Raw genomic sequence first — 20394 nt, forward strand, 5'->3', positions numbered from 1 at the left:
ATTTTCACTTCTATCGGGGCTAGGACAATCATTTTCATAACAATATTTTCGTTTAGTTTGTCATTGCGAGGAACGAAGCAATCACATAAGATGTGTTGTTTGTTTGTTTGTTTGTTTGTTTGTTTGTTTGTTTGTTTGTTTGTTTGTTTGTTTGTTTGTTTGACAGGCAAGTTTGCTTGGTTTTAGTACGATTGCTTCGTTCCTCGCAATGACACAAAATGAGCATAAAAAAGGTCTAACTTTTTCAAGTTAAACCTTCTAAATTATTTCTTCTTTTTAGCTTTTGCTTTTTTCTGAGCTTTAGCTTTCTTTTTAGCTATTTTTTTAGCTTTTGCTTTATCCTTAGCTTTTTCTTTTTTCTTAGCAGCAGCTTTTAGTTTTGCTTTTTTAGCTTTCTCTTTCTTTTTGTCTTTTTTAGCCTGATCTTTTTTCTTCGCTAATTTCTTTTTCTCTTTTTCCTTGTCTTTGTCTTTCACTTTTTTCTTCTTTTTATCTGTTGATTTATCTTTCTTGTTTTCTCCTTTTGCTTCAGTCACTTCATCAGCTTTAGTTTCTGAAGACTCTTTTTTTGCTGGTTCTTTGATTGTTACTTTTGGAGTTGTTATTTCTTCTGTTTTTTCAATAGCAGCGGGAGTAATTTTTCTTGCCGGAGCTCTTCTCGTTGCAGGTTTTGGAGAAGTTGTTGCTGCTGTTTTTGTTGTAGCTTTTGGCGTAGTAGCTGTTGTTGTGGCTGGTTTTGCAGCTGTTGTTGGTTTAGTAGCTGCTGCTCTGCGAACTGGTGTTTTTGTAGCAGGAGTATTTACTGTTTTTTTATTTTCTGCAACTGGCTGAATATTTTCAGGTGTTGGCGAATCGATTTTTTCAGGGGTAACTTTCTCGTTGTCGTTTTCCATATTGATGCGTTTTTAGATGAGTATATTGTTACAGTGTAACTAAATTGTTAATTAATAGTTAAGTAAAGATAAACATAAAACAAGTCTCTCAATGTTAAGTTTTTATATAAAAATTAACTATAACAAGTTTGTTTTTAATAGTTTGAGTTTTTGCTAAAAATAAAAAACGAAAATCTCTTAACAATTCTACTTGAGAAATAAACAAATTACTTTGTAAGACGATAGCGAATAATAAATGGTAGTTTAAATAACTTATCTTTTGAAAACGAGTACCCTAGCCTAGATGGAAGCGGCATCCTTTTGTGTCCGTCCCGATAGCTATCGGGAGGCACAAAAGATATAGCGGACAGCTGTATTAGCTCCTGAAAATTATTAAAGAAGATTTTAAATTAACTCTCGACAGTTTCTATAATTTTAAAGTTACTCTTAGGCGCTTCGCATAACGAACAGCAATAACTTTCAGCTAAATCTGTAAACAAAATACCTTTCGGGATACCTTGGCTTTCATCTCCGTATTCGGATTTATAAAGGGTTAAACATTCCTGACATTGGTAAATATCGAGTGGTGCTTTTTCTTTTTTCTGTAAATTTTCTGTTGTTTCAGGTACAGAGTTTCCGAGTTCTTCGAAATACTTTTTACTTAATTCGATTAATATTGTAGGCAGTTCGAGTTTGTCTATATCTTGCGAATGCACGACATATTCGCGTGTGTTGGCATCGAAGTTCCTCGCATATAACACATTATAAGTATCTCGAATTTTAATAGATTCGAGATCTTTTGGTAATTCATTTTTCTCGACTACAATCGAAGTAAAATAATGTCCGTCGCGATTGTATTCTGATAATCCAAAAGTTAAGCCGTACGTACTGATGTCGAATTGATCTAGCATGCGAACAAGATATGTTTTAAGATTCAGAGCCCAATCTACCGCTACGGGCAAATGCCAGTTGAGTTCTAATAAAGAATGGCGGACATTAATGCCTCTTTTGCCCAGAAATTTTTCCCATTCGAGTTTTCGATCTTTAGGGATTCCTTTTATAATAAAGGATTTCCAGGGTGTAATACATATTTTTCCGATTTTGCAATCAAAGCACAGATCGCACATTTCTTTAAGAAAATCTAAATCGTATAAATTATTCCTCCAATACAAACCCAGCCAATATTGGTCAATTCCCATTCGGTTCATGCCTTCATAATAAGGAAAAGGATAAAAAGGTATCGTTAGCGGCTTGTCTATCGTTCGGTTATTGGTGTCTAAAGCTTCGCTAACGAGAGCAAATATCATGTCGATACCAATAGATCCTTCGGCTGTGATTTTTTCGATTTCGTAGTAAAACTGAGCAATATCCCAACTGTAAATCAGAATTGGATATACTTCCATACGCTCCCAATTGGGCAAACGAATGTACAAATACCAATAATCTTCATGTTCTGAAGAAATAAAATTAAGATGTCCGGTAAACAATGGAACCAATTGCTGCTTGGGATCGTTTATATTGACTTTTAATTTAGGCTGTTCTTTAAATTGCTCGAGAATATATAAAAACTTGTTACCGGTAAGCCAACTGGTATTTCTGAAAATATCTGTAGAAACATAAGACGAAACAATATTATTGCCGCTTTTTTGCTCTGGAAAAACAAAATGATGTTTGCCTAATTGTTCCTTATCTAAGGTTTTAAATCCTTTTGGGAAAATAATATCCTGCCTTGAACCAAACGAAATAGAATCTAATCCCTGATCCATCGCCATATTGACTACTTCTTTTAATTCTCCCGGCGAAATAACGCCTCCTTTTACTATTAATCTTGTCAATTCCATGTTTTTTTGTTTCAGGTTTTAGTCTCAGTCTCAATCGCAGTCTCAATCGCAGTGCCAGTTGTCACTGAAAACTGTGACTGCGACTGAAAACTAAACTTTACATCTCGCTAATATCTCTTTAACTTCTGTTTTACAGCTTCCGCAGCCTAATCCTGCGCCGGTGTTTTTGCATAAATCGGTAAAATTATTTACGCCGCTTTTTATCGTTTCTTCTATGTTTCCGGCGCCAACCTGACTACAGGAACAAACTAATTTTCCCATAACAGGTTTTGCATTTGAGCTTCCTCTAAGTAATAAATTTCGTTTGTCTGATAGTTCGATTTTGCTTTCGATCATGGTTTTAAATTCGGCAAACTCATTTTTATCACCCATTAAAATCGCGCCTACAAGCAAGTCATCTTTTACAATACATTTTTTGTAATAGCGTTTTTTTAGATCGGCAAAAATAATTTCCTCGTAGGAATCATCGTTTTCCGGAATTTCGATATCGCCAATGCTACACAGATTAATATCCTCGAGTTTAAGAATATTCATTAAAATAGAACCTTTGTAAAAACTACTAATATCTCCCGCTAAAAAGTTGGCCAGAATATCCGCCTGTTCTTCGGCAGCAGAAGTGATTCCGAATAGTTTATTGTTGAATTCGGCTATTTCTCCAATCGCAAAAATATCCGGATTTGAGGTTTGTAAATACTGATTTACTTTTACGCCACGTCCGCAGGCAAGACCACTTTCTCTTGCAATTTCTATATTTGGAATCGTTCCTATAGTATAAACAATCGCATTTGCTGTGATGATTCTGCCGCTTTTCAAAGCAATTTCTATTTCATTAGGAGTATTAGTTTCAAAAACGGTACTTACTTCATTATCAAAATAAATCTGAATATCACGAAGCTGAACTTCTTCTGCCAATAATTTGCTTGAAATACGGTCTAATTGACGTTCCATCAAACGCGACGCTCTTTGAACAATTGTCGTTTTTACTTTTTTATGTTTTAAGGCAGCGGCCAATTCAAGACCTAATAAACCTCCGCCAATTATCACAACGTGTTGTTCTTCGGGTGGTAAATTAGTACTGTCGAGATGTTTTTTTAAACGATCGGCATCTTCTTTTCGCCTTACGGTAAATCGTCCCGGAAGATGAAGCTGTGCGTTTTCAGGAACAAAAGGACGACTTCCTGTAGCCATGATTAACGAATCGTAAGTATGAGTTTCGCCTAAACTATCTGTTATTGTTTTTGTATTAGAATCTATTTTAGTGATAGCAATACCGGGATTCATGCTAATTTTTAGTTTGTTTAAAGCTTCACCATCTTTTACCTTTAGTAATTTTTCCCAGCTAAATTCGCCAGTCATATATTCCGGAAGTAAAACTCTATTGTAAAATGGATTCATTTCATTCGAAAAAACGACAATCTCATCTGTTGAATTGAACTCACGATAGTTTTGAATAAACCTGAAAGCGGCAGCTCCGGCACCTATGATTGCAATTTTCTGAAAAGGTTTTACATATTTACTAATAGCAACCGTGGTGTATTTAAAATCAGGTTCTTTAGAAACTGGATCAACAATGGTATTGGTTAAATTATTTGTTCTGTTTAAATCATTTTCGAGTTGTTTTCCCCAATGCATGGGCAGGAAAAGAACTTTTTCTTTAATAGCATCTGTAACTTTCGCTTTTACGCGAACTTCTCCATTTTTGCTCGATACAATGACAATATCACCATTTTTGATGTCGGATTTATAAGCATCAATTGGGTTTATTTCCAAAACTGGGCTCGGTGTATGCGTCATTAATCTGGATACTTTTCCGGTTTTGGTCATCGTGTGCCATTGATCGCGAACGCGCCCTGTTGTTAAGATAAACGGAAATTGCGGACTCGGTTGTTCTGACGTATTTTCTATAGCCGTTGGTAAATTGAAAATGGCTTTTTGCGATGGCGTATAAAATTTTTTATCGGTAAATAGGCGAGGAGTTCCCGGATGTCCGTAATCCGGTACAGGCCATTGAAAAGTACCTTCGGTTTTTAATCGGTGATAATTTAAAAAGGAGATATCGATGTTTGTATTTTTGGTCAGAGCACAATGTTCTTTGTAGATTTCTTCGGCACTATTAAAATTAAAACCATTGAAATTCATTTTTTTAGCAAATCGAATTAAAATTTCAATATCAGAAAGTGCCTCACCCGGAGGATTGATTCCTTTAGGCAAGTAAGAAATACGGCGTTCAGAATTGGTCATTGTACCTTCTTTTTCTAACCAACCGGCTGCAGGCAATAATAAATCGGCATATTTTGAAGTATCTGCGTTGTGTGAAATATCCTGAACCACAACAAACTTGGCCTTTTGCAACGCTTTCTCGATACGTCGGGAATCCGGTAAACTTACTAACGGATTGGTACAGATAATCCAGATGGCTTTCATTTTACCGGATTCTAAAGCTTCAAACATTTCGGTTGCTGTTAATCCCGGTTGATCTGATATTGTATCAACGCCCCAAAAATCGGCTACTTCTTTGCGATGTTCGGGATTTGCAATGTCTTTGTGTGCAGCGAGGAGAGTTGCCATTCCGCCAACTTCACGTCCGCCCATGGCATTGGGTTGCCCTGTCAGCGAAAAAGGTCCTGAACCCGGTTTTCCTATTTGTCCAGTTAATAAAGATAAATTCAATAAAGCCGTATTTTTATCCACTCCAACAGCACTTTGATTGAGTCCCATAGCCCAAAGCGAAATAAAACCTTTGGCTTTGCCAATAGTATCAGCAGCAAGTTTAATATCATTAACAGAAATGCCACAAATCTTTGATGCTTTTTCTAGCGAAGTACTTAAAACTAGATCTTTGTATTGTTTGAAATTTTCGGCATTATTTTTTACAAAATCATGATCTACGTATCCTTTTTCGATGATACGTTTGGCCATAGCGTGGTATAAAATAATATCAGAACCAGGAATAATCTGCAAATGCAAATCGGCAAAAGCAGCTGTATCTGTTCGTCTTGGATCAATAACAATGATTTTTACTTTCGGATTTTTCTCTTTGTGTTTTTCAATTCTTCTAAATAAAATAGGATGACACCAGGCGGGGTTGGCGCCAGTAATTAGGAACGTATCGGCGAGTTCGATATCGTCATAAGCAATGGGTACACTGTCTTCTCCAAACGTTTTTTTATAACCCACAACGGCTGAACTCATGCACAATCTTGAGTTGGTATCGATATTATTGGTTTTTAGAAAGCCTTTTACCAGTTTGTTTACCAAATAATATTCTTCGGTTAAACATTGGCCTGAAATATAAAATCCAACGCTATCCGGACCGTATTTTTTTATGATAGAAGTAAAAACCGCTGCAGCGCGATCAAGTGCCGTATCCCAGCTTACGCGTTCGAGCGGATAGGATTTACTACCACGCATTTCTGGATATAAAATCCTGTCTGAGGTATCATTGACTACGTAATGCAAATTCATTCCCTTAGAACACAACATTCCTTTGTTTACCGGATGGTCTTTGTCGCCCGTAACCATTATGCTGTTTTTGGCATCTTTGGTAACGATTATGCCACAGCCAACGCCACAATACGAACAGGTAGTTTTGATTTTGGTATTTTGCATTACAGTCTTTTTTTTGATACTACTGATCAATTTGTTTTTAAAACTAAATAAATCACGTATTTATTTTAAAACAAAAATAAGTATTTTTACGTATTAATACTTATTTTTAGGATTTATTTTCTACTTTTGATGAAAATAAAAAAGCAACCGGAATTTATTGTAAAATGTATAAAATCAGGTCTGATGAAAGAAGAACTTCCTATTTGTTATACTTGTATTAATGAAAATTGTTTCATTAAGAAACATTTGCACTTAGAACAAATGAAACAGTATGTTGTAAGGAAACAGACTTTTGTTTGCAAAAAATCGAATTCCTTCATTAAAGAAGGTGATCCTATAAAAGGGCTGTATTTTATTTGTTCAGGAAAAGTAAAAACGATAAAAACCGGAATTAATGGAAGGGAACAAATCGTTCGGTTAACAAAAAATGGTGATACAGTAGGTTTTCGCGGATTTGGAACCAGTAAAAGATATTTAATTGGGGCTTCTGCTTTAGAAGATACCGTTTTATGTAATTTTAGTAACGAAACAATGTTAGAAATTCTTCAAAGCATTCCTGAGTTTACCTATGCTTTGATGTTATTTTATGCTGATGAACTGAATAAAAGTGAAAACAATATACGTAAAATTGCTCATATGAATGTTCGTGAGCGCGTTATTGATTTGTTATTGTATATTCATCGTAAGTTTGGTCAGATGAATGATTTAATTGATATTGAACTATCCAGAAAAGAAATTGCTGATTTTGCCGGAACTACAGAAGAGCAGGCTATTCGCGTAATTTCTACTCTAAAAAAAGAGATGCTGATTAAAACCGTTGGAAAAAAGATTGGGATTTTGGCTGTTGCTCAATTACGTTCTGAAATTATGGAACATAAATATTTTTCCATTTAGATTGATTACGTAATTGTACTTATAATTTAGAGACGTACAATTAGTTTTTGATTTTTGTACGTCTCTTTATGCGTTTATAAATTAGAGTACCAATTTAGTATATAATCCGCGATTTCTTCCCATCCTTTTTCGCCACAAATAAAATGACTTTTCTGATCGTAAATTTTCACATCTACTCTGCTGTTGGGATCTTTATATTGAGCTGCAATTTTTTTGGTTAAAGCAGGCGGAAATATATTGTCATTTCCTCCTCCAATAAATAAAATCGGCTGATGTGGTTTTTTGAAATCGGCATTAGAGAAAGATTTTAATAGCGTTTCTCTACCAATTTTTCGACTTTCGGGAACCGCAATAAGATCGTAAGCTTTGTCTTGTTCTGATTTTGGGAGTGTATTAAAAAAGGCACGATTATACCAGTCTCTGGATCCTAAGAAATGGCCTTGACTTGAAAAAAAGTTTACTGCAGGCCAAACGATTTTTACAGTAGAGAAGGGAGGGAAAACATTTTTGGGAGGCGCTCCGTTAATGCTGACCGCAGCATCGGCTTTGCCTAAATCTATGAGTTTTTGTACGGCTAGTCCCGCCATCGAATGCCCAATTACAAGCGGTTTTTCTGGCAACGTATCGATGAGTTTTGCGATATTCTGTACTACATCTATAAAGCCTGTATCAATAAGTTCCGGATGAATGTTTTTTCTAAGTGTTGCAGGATCACCATTGTGTCCCGGATTTGCGGGAGCATACACTGTATATCCTTTTTGCTCATAATAATTTTTCCATTCAGACCAGCTACTATCATTCACGAACATTCCGTGCACTAATACAATTGTTTTTGATTTTGCCATTATTAAGGTATTTAAAATTGATACTAATTTTAGAATAGGACAATGCAAAATGAGAAACAACCTTTTTATTTTAGGTTGCCGCTTGTAGATAGTTTCTTTTTTTTGTACTAAAATACAAATAAAAGATTTTATTTTAACAAAATAAATTATTTAAATAACTGTAAAATAGTTAGTTATTGATTTTTGAAGTAAAATGATGTAGAGATGTACTGAGGTAAAATTTGGTGTACACCTCTACGAAACGTTTTTTTAGAAAGCTTATTTTTTCTTTCCAACAAATCGAATAACAGAACCTTTTCCGTTGTGGAATAATCCTTCGTTTAATTCGATTTCTTTTTCTTCTAACTGAATGATTTCGTAATCAGGAAAATCAGATTGTATTTCTTCAATAGAAAATAATGATTCAATATCTTTTGGTCCGCCAACTTTATCGTTGATAGCCAGATATTCTAAGTGTTTCTTGCTGAAAGCCTCAAAAATGATAACTCCGCCTTTGCGAAGGTAGGTTTCTAATGTTTTGTGAATTGAAGATTTTATTGCTGCCGGAAAGTGTGCATAAATTAGTGCAATAGCATCAAATTGTTCTTCTTGATAATTTAGCGTTTCTAATTCTCCCACCAGATAATCAATTGCTACATCATTGGGTTCAGCAAGTTTAAGAGCTTTGTTTTTTCCTTCGGCACTAATATCAAATGCTGAAACTCTCCAGCCTAATTGAGCTGCAAAAACAGCATTTCGACCTTCGCCTTCAGCGGGGAAAAGAATGCTTCCGGTTTTTAGTTTTTCTAATTGTTCTTTTAGATAATTATTGGGCGCTGTGCCGTAAGCGAATTCCTCGCTGCTGTAACGGTCGTTCCATCTGTCTGTCCAAGTGTTGTTCATAGTTTATATATTGAATTTAATTATTAAAGGTTTGTGATCACTGTACAAAGTCCAATCGTGATAATTTCCTATTTCTACATTTTCTAAAACTTCAATAAAGTCATTTGAAGCAAAACAGTAATCAAGATGATAAGGCTTATTTTCATGGCGATACATATATAAAGTGGGATGTTGTTCTTTTCCCTGTATCTGATTGAAAAATTTGTGGTAAGTACTAAAGATGTTTTTCGATCCTAATTTATCGACAACATTAGAGTGGTTTCCTTCTCGCCGCGGTTTATCCCAAATGGTATTACTATTAAAATCTCCCATCAAAATAGTTTGTTTTTCCTGAATAAGATCATCATAAAAATTAATAGCTTTCCAAACTTGGGTGACGTAAGCTCCATCTTTATCTGCGGGATTGTTTGCCCAAATTGCGAATAAAGTAAAATCAATTTTTCCGCCTTTAACTGCAATAGGCAAAATGTTTTTGATGTTGGGATTATGGCAATTTAGTAATTCAAATCGATAATCGCTATAAGAGAAAATGCCAAGTCCTTTATTTGGATTTGTTCCGTACCAAAGAATATCTGTAGGTACTTGTATTCCGTCAGGAAATTTAAGTTTTTCAGGACTTTCACACTCAGAAATTACTGCAATATCAGGATTGTAAGCCAAAATAAATTCCGCTTTTTTTCTGAATGCCATATTACAATTCCAAGCTATGATTTTCATTATGGTAAGGCAGTTTTTTTGTGTAGAATTTAATTGTGTTTGTTAGCAGCGGTATTTGCTATAAGTTGAGAAAACGAATCAATAAAATCTATATCAAATATACCAAAAGAATCTGTTTTTGATCTAAAAAAAATACCCTTTTTCGAAAAGTGAAAAAGGGTAAGTTTATATTATTTAGGGTAAAGGTAAATCTATTTTTTCCAGGTAAAAATTCTAGGATTAACAGAAATCATTAACCATGCCCAGTTGTTGGTATGTCCTGCATATCCACCTGGTTTTAAAACTTCTAAAGTTTTTGTACCAAACATCTGAGAATAACCTCCTGTAAGTGTTATATCTTTTTTGAAATTGAATCCGGCTGTAAAATCGACCTCAGTTCCTAAATATGAATCCATTTTTTTGTTTGCTACAACTACATCAGCAGCAGATAAGAATACGTGTGGCATTAATGCAAATTGCCATTTTTTTACATTATAAGTAAATTTCATATTAGCATCTTGCAAACCAACACTGTTTTGATGACCTCCACCAACGTAAAAATAATCCATATAACCGTTGAAAGCGTGGTTGGTACCAAAAATAGGATTGAATGATTTGATCACTGTACTAGTATCATCCATGTCTTTTCCTGATAAATATTCATAACCAATACCAGCTTTAAACGAATCAGTAATGCTGTACGCAAAGTTTACAGCTCCATCCCAGGCACTAACTTGTTTGTCTGCACTTTTTCCGGTTTGACCGTAGAAACTTAAGTTACCATCAATTTTTTTGTTTTTGTAAGTTAGGTAAGTTCCAAAAGTTTGTTTGTAGTCAACTAATAATTTTTTATCAATAAGATTATTCATGTATTCATAACCTGTATTCAAAACTAATAGACTTACGCCCAATTTGTCTACGTTGGTATGATACCATGCATATTGCATTGCTTTGTAATTACCTACTGTGTACGGAGTTTGAAAGTTGTTTTCGGCATCAGAGTTATAGGCAAATCCCATATCAAGCTGATGATTTTTTGGGTGAAACGAAATCATTATCGCGTCATGACTTTGTCCTTGTTGTAACCAGTCAATTTCTCCCATAATACGTTGGTTGTCATAAGAAAGAACCTGACGACCTGCTCTCGCGCTCCATTTTTCAGATATGTCATATTGAGCCCATGCTTCAAAAACAGCTACACCATTTTTATCTGAAGTTGCAGTTGTTCCCACATCTCCCCATGTTCTTACATTCTGTAAAGTTAATTTTACAGATAATTGATCTTGTTTGTAATTAAAATTTAATCTGGAACGTTGTGAGATTTGCGAAGTAGCTTCTGTTCCTTCTGGTATAAGAGTCTTATATCCGTTACGATATTCAAAACGTGGTCTTAATTGCAAATTTGCATCAAATTCCTGCGCCTGAATGTCAAAGCTTATTCCTACTAATAATAAAAGTAGAATTAATTGTAGTTTTTTCATAATTGGTTTCTTTAAATATCAGCAAAATTATAAGAAAAATAGCTCATTATATATGATAAAAATCATATTTACCAGCTAGTCTTTTAATGTATATTAAACTACTGTGTATCAATTACTTTTGCAAATATAGGTGATTTTTCTTTCATAATGTTAAGGATTGTAAAATGCATCCAAATCAGGCAAATAGCAGAGAAAATAAGAATAAAAATCCAAGAGCTGGACCAGATTCCGGTTGCTGTTAGCAGATATCCAAAAATGATAGGTCCGAAGAAACCACCCAAACCACCAATCATTCCTACCATTCCGCCTACAACTCCTACTTCTGTTGGGAAATATTCAGGGATGTGTTTGTACACGGCTGCCTTACCAATTCCCCATGAAATCCCGATAAGTATGACTAAAACAAGAAAAACCCACATATTGGCATCGAATTTAATAACCGTAATTCCTTTAGCCAAAAGTTCTTTTTTCTTAACCGTTTGATTTTGCTCTACTACCACTTGTTGCCAGGATGTGCTGGTGGGAAAGATGGCACTTTCGTTTAAATTTTCTTTCTTTTGGGCAACAGCAAAATCGGTTTTTCCAATCTTGATATTATCATTTGAAACGGCAGTTATTGTACCTTTTTTAGTCGCCAAAACTCCCGGACCTGTAGTCGTGATTTCCATTTTTGGAATCATTAACAAAGCACTTAAAATTACTGATGAACTCAAAACCCAATACATTACTTTTCTGGCGCCGAATTTATCTGATAAATAGCCTCCAAATGCACGAATGACGCCAGAAGGTAAACTAAAGAGTGTTGCAAATAATCCGCCCATAACTAAACTGGTTTGATACACGTTCATGAAATTTGGCAGTAACCATTGCGAATAGGCTACAAAACATCCGAAAACTAAAAAGTAATAGGCTCCAAAACGCCAAACACGTGCTGATTTTAACGAACCCAACATTTGAGAAACGCTCTTAGTATTGTTTTCTATTTTTTTATTTTTGGCGAAAATTAAAAAGGCAACACCAATTACCAATAAGGAAATGGCATAAATAACAGGCAATATTTTCCAGCCATTTTGAGGATCATCTACAGAAAAATGATTTAATAATGAAGGCGCTAAAAAAGTTGTTATTGCGGCTCCGGCATTTCCCATCCCGAAGATTCCTAAAGCGCGTCCTTGCCATTCTTTTGGATACCAGATCGAGGTGTATCCAATCCCGACAGCAAAGCTTGTTCCTACCATGCCAAAGAAAAAACTCAATAAGGCAAACATAAAAAAACTGTGAGCGTAAGGAAGAAGAAACAGTGGAATGGAGCAGAGGAGGAGTAAAAGTGAGAAAACGTATTTCCCGCCATATTTGTCTGTGAGAATACCTATTGGTAAACGCATGATGGAACCGGTTAAGATTGGAATGCCTAAAAGCCAGCCAACCTGAACAACGCTCCAGTGAAAAATTCCGTTATCGACTAAAAAAGTTACCAGAACGCCATTTAGTGTCCAACAGGCAAAACACACTGTAAATGCCAATGTGTTCAGAATTAAAATTTTGTGAGATTGCGATAATGAGTTTGTCGTTTTCATAGTACTTAGATTTTTGATAAAAATAAGTACTGTGACTTAGTTAAAAGCTGCTAAAACGCAGTTTTTGAAAAATAATTACGTATTAATACGTAATTTATAGCAACGAATATTCAGTCGCTTTATTCGAAAGTTCCATCAAGTTTTTTACTTTTAACTTTTTCATTAAGTTAAAGCGATGTACTTCGGCAGTACGCTTACTGATATCAAGTGCTTCAGCGATTTCTTTGTTTCCTTTTCCGGATAATAAAAGTGCCAGGATTTCTTTTTCTCTTTTGGTAATCATCATTTCGTCGGCTAAACTTTGTTTAGGTTCTAATGATGTCGATGAGTTGGTTAACTGGCTAATTAATATTGATGAAATATCGCCACTAAAATATTTTCCGCCGGCAGCAACAGTATGCAATGCTTTCAGGAATTCTTCTTTGCTTGAACCTTTTAACAGATAACCGTCGGCTCCTGCTTTTATCGATTTTAATACGTATTCTTCAGATTCGTGCATAGAAAGCATGATGATCTTTACGTTATTATTTTCGCCTCTAAGTTTTTCTACTACCTCTATACCGGTTAAGTTGGGCATACGAATATCTACTATAAGTAAATCGGGTTTGCTGGCTGCAACCACTTCAAGAGCATCAGCACCATCAATAGCTTCACCTACAACCTCGATGTTTGCTTCGTTTTCAAGTAAGGATTTAATTCCATCTCTTACAAAAACATGATCATCTGCCAGTACCACACGAATGATATTACTCATAATTTACTTAAATTATATTTTGGATTTTTACGTATATTCATCTATAAAGAAGATGCTAATATACGTAATTTTTATATTTGAAATTTGAAATCTGTAAAATTTCAGATTCTAATATTAAAGCCAACATTAAAATATCATTAAAAAATTAAGTTTTGAATTGTCAGGCTGAGCTTACCGATGCTCAATGCCATTAAGTTAATATATTTAGATTATGTTCCATCGGAACACCTCATTGGTAGAAAAAAAAGAATGCATGGTGAGAAACATCGTCCCATTGGGACGTTTGAAATTGTTTATGTAATCTGTATATGTTTTTACCATTTATTATTTATAAAATCAAACGTTCCTACGGAACGTGAAAAAATGCCGTATTTATTGATGCTACCAATGATGTTCCGATGGAACAAAAACAAAGTGATCAGATATTATTTTTAATAAATTATTCCAGTGGATTTTTCCTTAACTTAATGACATTGACCGAAGTTTTGGAAAGATTGGCATTTTGATAGTTCATCGATTTCGCTTAGGATGACAGGATTGAGGGCGGTCTTGCTTTGAACTTTGTCAAAGTTTGAAACTTTGACAAAGTTTTTCATGAAGTTTGTCATTTCTGGTAAATTTTAAGTAACCGTAATATTTTATGAAAACGTTTACCCGCGAGAGGGATAGGAGCAAGCTACCGAAGTAGCGTGGATAGCCCGACAGCATGCCGGTAAGAGGGCGAATAAGCGCAAAGTAAATTGGCCCTCTTACCGGGATGGTGGCTCGCCCTAATAAATGAGATAATTAGTCAATTTGAAAATGAGATAATGATTTTGCGTTCGGCTCGACTTCGCTCAGCCTGACAAAACTTTGTTAGGTGTATGTATTTGTATTTTGGAATTTAAATATTGGAATTTTTATTTCAATATTGGAATGTTGAACGTTATTCTGGTTCCTTCTCCGGGGATAGAATTAATGAATACGCGACCATTTACGTACTGAATTCGCTCTTTCATAAACAATAATCCCATTCCGGATTCGCTATTGCGTTTTTTGTCTACGGCATTGATATCGAAACCTTTTCCGTTGTCGTCTACGATAATACTAAGCAAATTGTTGCTGTGCGAAAGCTGGACAATTATGTGCGATGATTCGGCGTATTTGATGGCGTTATTGATGGCTTCCTGTGTGAGGCGGTAGATATTAATTTCGATCAAAGAATCGAGACGCTGATTGAAATCGGTTTTGTTGTAAAACAGAATTTCTTTCCCGGTGAGTTTTGAAAGTTCCTGGGTGAGTTTTGCAAGTGAGGAAACGATGCCGTGATCGCTGAGTTCCGGTGGCATTAAATTGAAGGTTGCGGTGCGAACGCCTTTGATAATATCGAGTGATAATTTCTTTAAATATTCGATTTTTTGAGCTGATTTTTCTTTATCGTCGAGATTGATGCTTTCGAGACTGAATTTTAAACCTGTAAGCATTTGCCCAATTCCGTCGTGAATTTCTTTGGCGATGCGGTTTTGTTCGTTTTCCTGATTTTCGACGATTTTGCTCGAAATGATCTTTTGCTGATTGATTTTTTCGGTGCTGTTTTCGATATTCAGACGTTCGACTTCGCGTTGCGCTTTTTTACGCTCGGTGATGTTGAAACAAATAATTAAAAGTTCTGATTCTTGTTTTTTGATTGTTACGGGAACCATTGATAAATCGAGCCAAAAGGCTTGGGCTTCTTTATTGATTATTTTGATTTCGCCCTGCCAGCCGCTTCTGTGTTTCTCAAAGATAATTCGGTCGATATTGATTTGTTCTTTCTCATCGGTAGTGAGTACTTCAGAGAATTTTTTGTTGGATGAAAATCGGGTGTAGTTGATTAGTTTGGCAAATTTTTCTCCGATATGAATGATAGAACCATCGGGCGCAATACGGCAATAAAGGAGCGTATTTTCCATGGCGTAATTAAGGGACTTTAATTCCTTAACTGAATTTTCTTTTATTTCGCTAATAATTTCTGTGTCGTAAGCGAGTTTTAAAGCTTTCTTTTCTGAGGCTAAAAGTTTGGCAATTAGTTTCTCTATTTTTTTATTGGTAGGTTTAAAGATGAAGAAAAACTCCATTAACAAAACAAATAGCGTAAAGGCAAAAATCCAGTATTCTATTTTGCGTTGTTCGGTTACTTTTTCGTGCGCTTCGAGATCGTATTGACTTACAATCTGATTCATTTTAGAAAGAAATACGCCTTCGTTTTTTAGTATGGTCTGAACCAGTTCCTGATTTTTGGCTAAAGTTTTTTTTTGTTTTAAGTTTAAAAGAAAAGAATCGGTTGACTGACTAATAATACTGAAAACAGGATTAATATCTGCGTAGAGTTTATTTAGGGTTTCACTTTTTTCTTTTGGGAAAGCCAAACTATCGTTGCCATTTTCTAGCGCGTTTTGTGTTGTTTTCCAGAGTTCCAGAACATTTTTCAGATGCGAAATTTGTTTTGGTGAAACGGTATCTGAAACATAATTTAAAATCAAAACTTCTTTTACAATTTTCTGGCTCAGCATTCTCTGTTTGCCTGAAATATTGATGATTTTAGAATCGCTTAATTGTTGTTTTAAATTGTACTGAACTAATATTTGACTTAAAATGACGGTTATGGCAATAGTCAGAAGTGCAAAAAAATACCAACGGCGTAAATTTTTGAAATTAATTTTATCTGTAGCTTCTTGATTGCTTTTTTTCATTCGAAGTCGATTTACAATCCTAAAGAAGCTTTTATTAAGTTTAAATTTTCTTCTGAATAATTGATTTTTAAGGCTTCCTGATGTCCTTTGTCAGACATTTTATCCCAGGTTTTTTTGATGATGTTTTTTAGTTTTTCATCATCGTGTTTGTGTACAAAAGGATCTAAATAATATTCTAAAAAAACAAGGCAAATTACGTCTTCAAGAAGTTGTGTTTCGGCATCTTTTTTTAGTAATTTCTTTTCGATTAAAAAAGAAACGCGATCGATAAAATCCTGATTGTATCCTGCTTTTTCTAAAATTTCGGCAGTGGTTTTGGCATGAAATTTTTTAAGATCTTCTCTCCATCTCAAATACCCTACACGATCCATTTGGTAGGATTCGCGGGCTACTTTCCATCTACAAATGTGTTGTGCTTTTGAGGCAATTTGAATTTGTTCTGAAGCTTCAGGTTCAAATTGCATGAGCCTTTCGTACATTCGGTTCGAATACAGTAACTCTTTTGGGTATTCGGTGTTTTTGTCGATTTCGATATTAGGATCCTGAGCGTTTTCAGCATCAATCCATTCGCTTGCTTTTTGAAAAGGTGTGTTCATTTTTTTTGGTAAGATAATAGATTTCAAAGATACGGAATTAAGTTTTTTTTCGCCACGAATTTCACGAATTAGCACGAATTATATGATTTGAATTTGTAGAATTAAATCATTTATAACGCCATTTTTGTCATTTCGAGGAACGAGAAATCTTCGCAAGTAACTCCGCACAGAAGAGTTACCAATCTTTGTTGAGCTTCTCGCGAAGATTTCTCGTTCCTCGAAATGACAGGATTGTGCACGTTTAATCTGTAAAACCTACAAATACTTCGTTTTCAATAACTTTAATCGGATAAGTGGCTATTTTGAAATCGTCGCCGTTTAAGTTGGAACCGTCTACTAACGAGAATGTTTTTTTATGCATTGGGCAGGCAATTTTTGGGATATCATCTGTTGATCCTGTCATGCCTCTTGCGAGAACCATTTCCATTTTATGCGGACAGGCATTTTGGCAAGCATACCATTCGTTGCGACGGGCAAAATTAAAAATGGCTATTTGTTTGTTTTTGTATTTAATGCAACCTCCGCGATTGGTTGGGAAGTCTTCTACTTTTCCGGCTTTGAACCAAATTGTTGCCTCATTTAGGTGAACTGTTGTGTATTGATTTAAGATTTCTTCCATTTTGATAAGTTTTGTGTTCCTGTTTCTTATCCCTCTTTTTACAATCAAGAGAGTTTGACGGCGCAGTAAAAAAGAGGGTAAGAGGACAGCAAACGTTTTTGTGATATTTTTTTTCTTTTTTTGGAGCTTTTTTTTCTCTCGCAGATTTTGCAGATTTTATTTTTAATCATTTTAATCGTTTAATCTGTGGCTATTATTTTTAACACATAGAAACATAGGTTTTTTTTGTTTTTTTGGAAAGAAAATGAAAAGAAACTGGTTTCTTACACATAGCTATGTTTATTAATGTGAGTGAAACGCCTTTTTTTAAGTTTAGTAATTCTATGTCTCTATGTGTTAAAAAAAATATTTACAACCAAGCTTTTGGCGCTTTTTGATCTCGTAACGGAACAAAAACAACATTATCATCTTTCTCTTCTGAGTTTACAAAATGGTTGAAGCGTTTTAATAATCTTGGTTTTTCTAATACTTGTTTCCATTCGCATTCAAAAGTATTTACTAAGGTTTGCATTTCGGCTTCAAGGGTTTCGCAGATTCCCAGACTGTCTTCGATTATGACTTCTTTTAAATAATTTAAACCTCCGTCTAGTTTTTCTAACCAGGTTGCAGTTCGAATTAGCGGACCAGCGGTACGGATGTAATACATTAAGAAACGATCCAGATATTTGATAACGGTTTCTTTGTCGATTTTTTCGGCTAATAAAACGGCGTGTTTTGGGTTTGCACCACCATTTCCGGCGATATATAAATTCCATCCACCTTCGACGGCGATTAATCCGAAATCTTTTCCACGGGCTTCGGCACATTCACGAATACAAGCCGAAACGCCGCCTTTAAGTTTATGCGGAGAACGAATTCCTTTGTATCTATTTTCTAGTTCAATGGCAAATCCGGCGCTATCATCCATTCCGTAACGACACCACGCATTTCCTACGCAGCTTTTTACGGCACGAAGCGATTTTCCGTAAGCGTGACCGCTTTCGAAACCATTATCGATTAGGATTTTCCAGATTTTTGGTAAATCACTTAAATGAGCCCCAAATAAATCTACACGTTGTGCCCCCGTAATTTTAGTGTACAAATCGAATTGTTTGGCTACTTCGCCAATAACGATTAATTTTTCGGCAGTAATTTCTCCTCCGGCAACTCTTGGTACTACAGAATAGGTTCCGTTACGTTGAATATTAGCTAAAAATCGATCGTTTGTATCTTGCGTAGTAACATGTTTATTGGCGGTATCGTTATAAATACTAGAGAAAATAGAAGCTACAACAGGTTTGCAAACTTCGCAACCGTCGCCTTTGCCATGATGATCGATAACTTCATAAAAGTTCTCGTATTTGTTTATTTTGACTAAGTCATATAATTCCTGACGATTATAACTAAAATGCTCGCAAATCACCTCTTTTACTTCTTTACCGAGTGATTTTTGAGTCGCTTTTACCAAATCAGAAACCATTGGTTTACAGCCTCCACATCCAGAAGTAGCTTTGGTATGTTTAACCACATCAGAGAAATTAGAACAGGTTTCGTCCAGAAGAGAACAGCATATAGCACCTTTGGTTACATTTTCGCAAGAACAAATTACTGCTGTATCGGGCAAATCAAGAACGCTTCCTAAGCTTGAACCTTCAGAACCATCTCTTGAACCTAAGATTAAATCTTCAGGATTTTTTGGCAATGCCATAGCATTACTAAAAATCTGAAAAAGAGAATTATAATCGCTTGAATCTCCCACTAAAATTCCACCCAATAAGGTTTTAGAATCTTTGGTCACGTTGATTCTTTTGTAAATTCCGCTTAATTTATTCTCGTATATAATAGCGGTAACATTTTCGTTTTCTACGAAAGGATCACCAAAACTTGCTACTTCAACGCCAATTAGTTTTAATTGTGTCGACATATCGATGGTTTCTCTCATGGTTTTAGAACCCTTCAAAATTTGCTCAGCAGCAACATCAGCCATTTCGTAACCCGGAGCAACAAGTCCGTAGATATTTTGGTTGTAAAGTGCCACTTCACCAATAGCATAAATAGAAGGATCTGATGTCTGCATTTGATTGTTTACCACGACACCACCTCTTAAACCAACTTCAAGTCCTGAAACTCGCGCCAGTTCGTCGCGAGGTTTGATCCCGGCAGATATCACCAGCATGTCTACTTTTAGCAATTCGTCATCGGCAAACATCATTCCGGTTATGCATTCCTTTCCGTCGATATATTGCGTCGCTTTGTTAAGATGAATACCAATATTTAATTCTTCAATTTTAGATTGCAGCATATCGCTTGCGCCTTTGTCTAATTGTCTGGGCATTAAACGCGGAGCAAATTCTACCACATGCGGATTCAATCCTAAATCCCTAACGGCTTTTGCTGCTTCAAGACCTAATAATCCTCCGCCAAGAACGGCTGCTTCTGTAGCACCTTTTTGTTTTATTTTTTTGGCGTAAGCCATAATTGCATCAAGATCTTCGATAGTTCTGTACACAAAAACGCCTTCTTTTTCGACTCCGTCAATTGGAGGAACAAAGGCTGAAGATCCTGTTGCCAGTACTAAGTAATCGTAAGTATGTGTTTTCTCTAAATGAGTATGTATCGTTTTTTCTTTACGATTGATATCTGTAATTAATTCAGAAGTATTGAGTGTAATATTATTTTCTAAATACCATTCAGTTGTAGAAAGTGATAAATCGTCTGCAGTTTTTCCTCCAAAGTATTCACTTAAATGAACTCTGTCGTAGGCTCGTCTGGGTTCTTCTCCAAAAATGGTAATCTGATACTTTTCATGTCCTGATTTTGCAATGAATTTTTCGCAAAATTTATAACCAACCATGCCGTTTCCAACTACTATTACTTTTATCATGATTTCTTTAATTAAGTATTACTACGCAAATATAAGTATTTATACTTATTTAAATACGTATGTATTTTAATTTTTTTTAATTGAAAGAAGTTGATTTACTACGTATTTTGTCGTAATCTTTTACGTAGTATGGGCTTTGTGAGGATTCAGGAAG

The 20394-nt window shown here is 35.2% G+C and carries 14 protein-coding genes; 1 reads left to right on the plus strand and 13 read right to left on the minus strand.

What is annotated here, in order from left to right; genetic code table 11:
• Nucleotides 1-263 precede the first annotated feature (263 nt).
• The 3 genes from FLACOL7796_RS15535 to FLACOL7796_RS15545 all read right to left on the minus strand — a co-directional run bounded on the left by FLACOL7796_RS15535 (nucleotide 264) and on the right by FLACOL7796_RS15545 (nucleotide 6322).
• Nucleotides 264-893, minus strand: a complete 630-nt coding sequence (locus FLACOL7796_RS15535) for a hypothetical protein (RefSeq protein ID WP_173971651.1) — start codon at nucleotides 891-893, stop codon at nucleotides 264-266.
• A 389-nt stretch (nucleotides 894-1282) separates the two neighbouring features.
• Nucleotides 1283-2713: a rubredoxin gene (locus FLACOL7796_RS15540; RefSeq protein ID WP_173971652.1), complete on the minus strand. Its 1431-nt coding sequence runs from the start codon at nucleotides 2711-2713 to the stop codon at nucleotides 1283-1285.
• Between the two features lie 90 nt (nucleotides 2714-2803).
• Complete coding sequence (locus tag FLACOL7796_RS15545) at nucleotides 2804-6322, minus strand: nitrate reductase (protein WP_173971653.1); 3519 nt, start codon at nucleotides 6320-6322, stop codon at nucleotides 2804-2806.
• Between the two features lie 183 nt (nucleotides 6323-6505).
• On the opposite strand from FLACOL7796_RS15545, the gene FLACOL7796_RS15550 reads away from it, so the two are divergent.
• Nucleotides 6506-7216, plus strand: a complete 711-nt coding sequence (locus FLACOL7796_RS15550) for a Crp/Fnr family transcriptional regulator (protein ID WP_173971654.1) — start codon at nucleotides 6506-6508, stop codon at nucleotides 7214-7216.
• 74 nt (nucleotides 7217-7290) lie between these two features.
• Here the strand turns inward: FLACOL7796_RS15550 and FLACOL7796_RS15555 are convergent, their stop codons facing one another.
• From FLACOL7796_RS15555 to nirB, 10 genes are all read right to left on the minus strand, one after another.
• Nucleotides 7291-8061 carry an alpha/beta hydrolase gene (locus FLACOL7796_RS15555; RefSeq protein WP_173971655.1) on the minus strand — a complete coding sequence of 257 codons (771 nt, stop codon included), beginning with the start codon at nucleotides 8059-8061 and terminating at the stop codon, nucleotides 7291-7293.
• A gap of 258 nt (nucleotides 8062-8319) precedes the next feature.
• The gene (locus FLACOL7796_RS15560; protein ID WP_173971656.1) at nucleotides 8320-8943 is read right to left on the minus strand and encodes a class I SAM-dependent methyltransferase; all 624 of its coding nucleotides are present in this window, start codon (nucleotides 8941-8943) and stop codon (nucleotides 8320-8322) included.
• Between the two features lie 3 nt (nucleotides 8944-8946).
• Nucleotides 8947-9660: an exonuclease/endonuclease/phosphatase family protein gene (locus tag FLACOL7796_RS15565; RefSeq protein WP_173971657.1), complete on the minus strand. Its 714-nt coding sequence runs from the start codon at nucleotides 9658-9660 to the stop codon at nucleotides 8947-8949.
• A 191-nt stretch (nucleotides 9661-9851) separates the two neighbouring features.
• Nucleotides 9852-11120, minus strand: a complete 1269-nt coding sequence (locus FLACOL7796_RS15570; protein ID WP_173971658.1) for an alginate export family protein — start codon at nucleotides 11118-11120, stop codon at nucleotides 9852-9854.
• Nucleotides 11121-11218: 98 nt separating this feature from the next.
• Entirely contained in the window at nucleotides 11219-12697 is a 1479-nt protein-coding gene (locus FLACOL7796_RS15575; protein WP_173971659.1) for an MFS transporter, read from the minus strand.
• Nucleotides 12698-12791: 94 nt separating this feature from the next.
• Nucleotides 12792-13451 carry a response regulator transcription factor gene (locus FLACOL7796_RS15580; RefSeq protein WP_173971660.1) on the minus strand — a complete coding sequence of 220 codons (660 nt, stop codon included), beginning with the start codon at nucleotides 13449-13451 and terminating at the stop codon, nucleotides 12792-12794.
• 899 nt (nucleotides 13452-14350) lie between these two features.
• Complete coding sequence (locus tag FLACOL7796_RS15585) at nucleotides 14351-16162, minus strand: PAS domain-containing sensor histidine kinase (RefSeq protein ID WP_173971661.1); 1812 nt, start codon at nucleotides 16160-16162, stop codon at nucleotides 14351-14353.
• Between the two features lie 11 nt (nucleotides 16163-16173).
• The gene (locus FLACOL7796_RS15590; RefSeq protein ID WP_173971662.1) at nucleotides 16174-16758 is read right to left on the minus strand and encodes a DUF4202 domain-containing protein; all 585 of its coding nucleotides are present in this window, start codon (nucleotides 16756-16758) and stop codon (nucleotides 16174-16176) included.
• Nucleotides 16759-16999: 241 nt separating this feature from the next.
• Nucleotides 17000-17377, minus strand: coding sequence for a nitrite reductase small subunit NirD (gene nirD / locus FLACOL7796_RS15595; RefSeq protein ID WP_173971663.1), 378 nt, complete (start codon nucleotides 17375-17377; stop codon nucleotides 17000-17002).
• 349 nt (nucleotides 17378-17726) lie between these two features.
• Nucleotides 17727-20240: a nitrite reductase large subunit NirB gene (gene nirB, locus FLACOL7796_RS15600; protein WP_173971664.1), complete on the minus strand. Its 2514-nt coding sequence runs from the start codon at nucleotides 20238-20240 to the stop codon at nucleotides 17727-17729.
• Between the last annotated feature and the right edge of the window lie 154 nt (nucleotides 20241-20394).

The organism is Flavobacterium bizetiae (genome assembly GCF_902804475.1).
GTDB classification, from domain to species: domain Bacteria; phylum Bacteroidota; class Bacteroidia; order Flavobacteriales; family Flavobacteriaceae; genus Flavobacterium; species Flavobacterium bizetiae.

Excerpts from the sequence above, each read along its gene's own strand:
- FLACOL7796_RS15535 (WP_173971651.1), bottom strand. The coding sequence starts at position 893 with ATGGAAAACGACAACGAGAAAGTTACCCCTGAAAAAATCGATTCGCCA.
- FLACOL7796_RS15540 (WP_173971652.1), bottom strand. The coding sequence starts at position 2,713 with ATGGAATTGACAAGATTAATAGTAAAAGGAGGCGTTATTTCGCCGGGA.
- FLACOL7796_RS15545 (WP_173971653.1), bottom strand. The coding sequence starts at position 6,322 with ATGCAAAATACCAAAATCAAAACTACCTGTTCGTATTGTGGCGTTGGC.
- FLACOL7796_RS15550 (WP_173971654.1), top strand. The coding sequence starts at position 6,506 with ATGAAAGAAGAACTTCCTATTTGTTATACTTGTATTAATGAAAATTGT.
- FLACOL7796_RS15555 (WP_173971655.1), bottom strand. The coding sequence starts at position 8,061 with ATGGCAAAATCAAAAACAATTGTATTAGTGCACGGAATGTTCGTGAAT.
- FLACOL7796_RS15560 (WP_173971656.1), bottom strand. The coding sequence starts at position 8,943 with ATGAACAACACTTGGACAGACAGATGGAACGACCGTTACAGCAGCGAG.
- FLACOL7796_RS15565 (WP_173971657.1), bottom strand. The coding sequence starts at position 9,660 with ATGAAAATCATAGCTTGGAATTGTAATATGGCATTCAGAAAAAAAGCG.
- FLACOL7796_RS15570 (WP_173971658.1), bottom strand. The coding sequence starts at position 11,120 with ATGAAAAAACTACAATTAATTCTACTTTTATTATTAGTAGGAATAAGC.
- FLACOL7796_RS15575 (WP_173971659.1), bottom strand. The coding sequence starts at position 12,697 with ATGAAAACGACAAACTCATTATCGCAATCTCACAAAATTTTAATTCTG.
- FLACOL7796_RS15580 (WP_173971660.1), bottom strand. The coding sequence starts at position 13,451 with ATGAGTAATATCATTCGTGTGGTACTGGCAGATGATCATGTTTTTGTA.
- FLACOL7796_RS15585 (WP_173971661.1), bottom strand. The coding sequence starts at position 16,162 with ATGAAAAAAAGCAATCAAGAAGCTACAGATAAAATTAATTTCAAAAAT.
- FLACOL7796_RS15590 (WP_173971662.1), bottom strand. The coding sequence starts at position 16,758 with ATGAACACACCTTTTCAAAAAGCAAGCGAATGGATTGATGCTGAAAAC.
- nirD (WP_173971663.1), bottom strand. The coding sequence starts at position 17,377 with ATGGAAGAAATCTTAAATCAATACACAACAGTTCACCTAAATGAGGCA.
- nirB (WP_173971664.1), bottom strand. The coding sequence starts at position 20,240 with ATGATAAAAGTAATAGTAGTTGGAAACGGCATGGTTGGTTATAAATTT.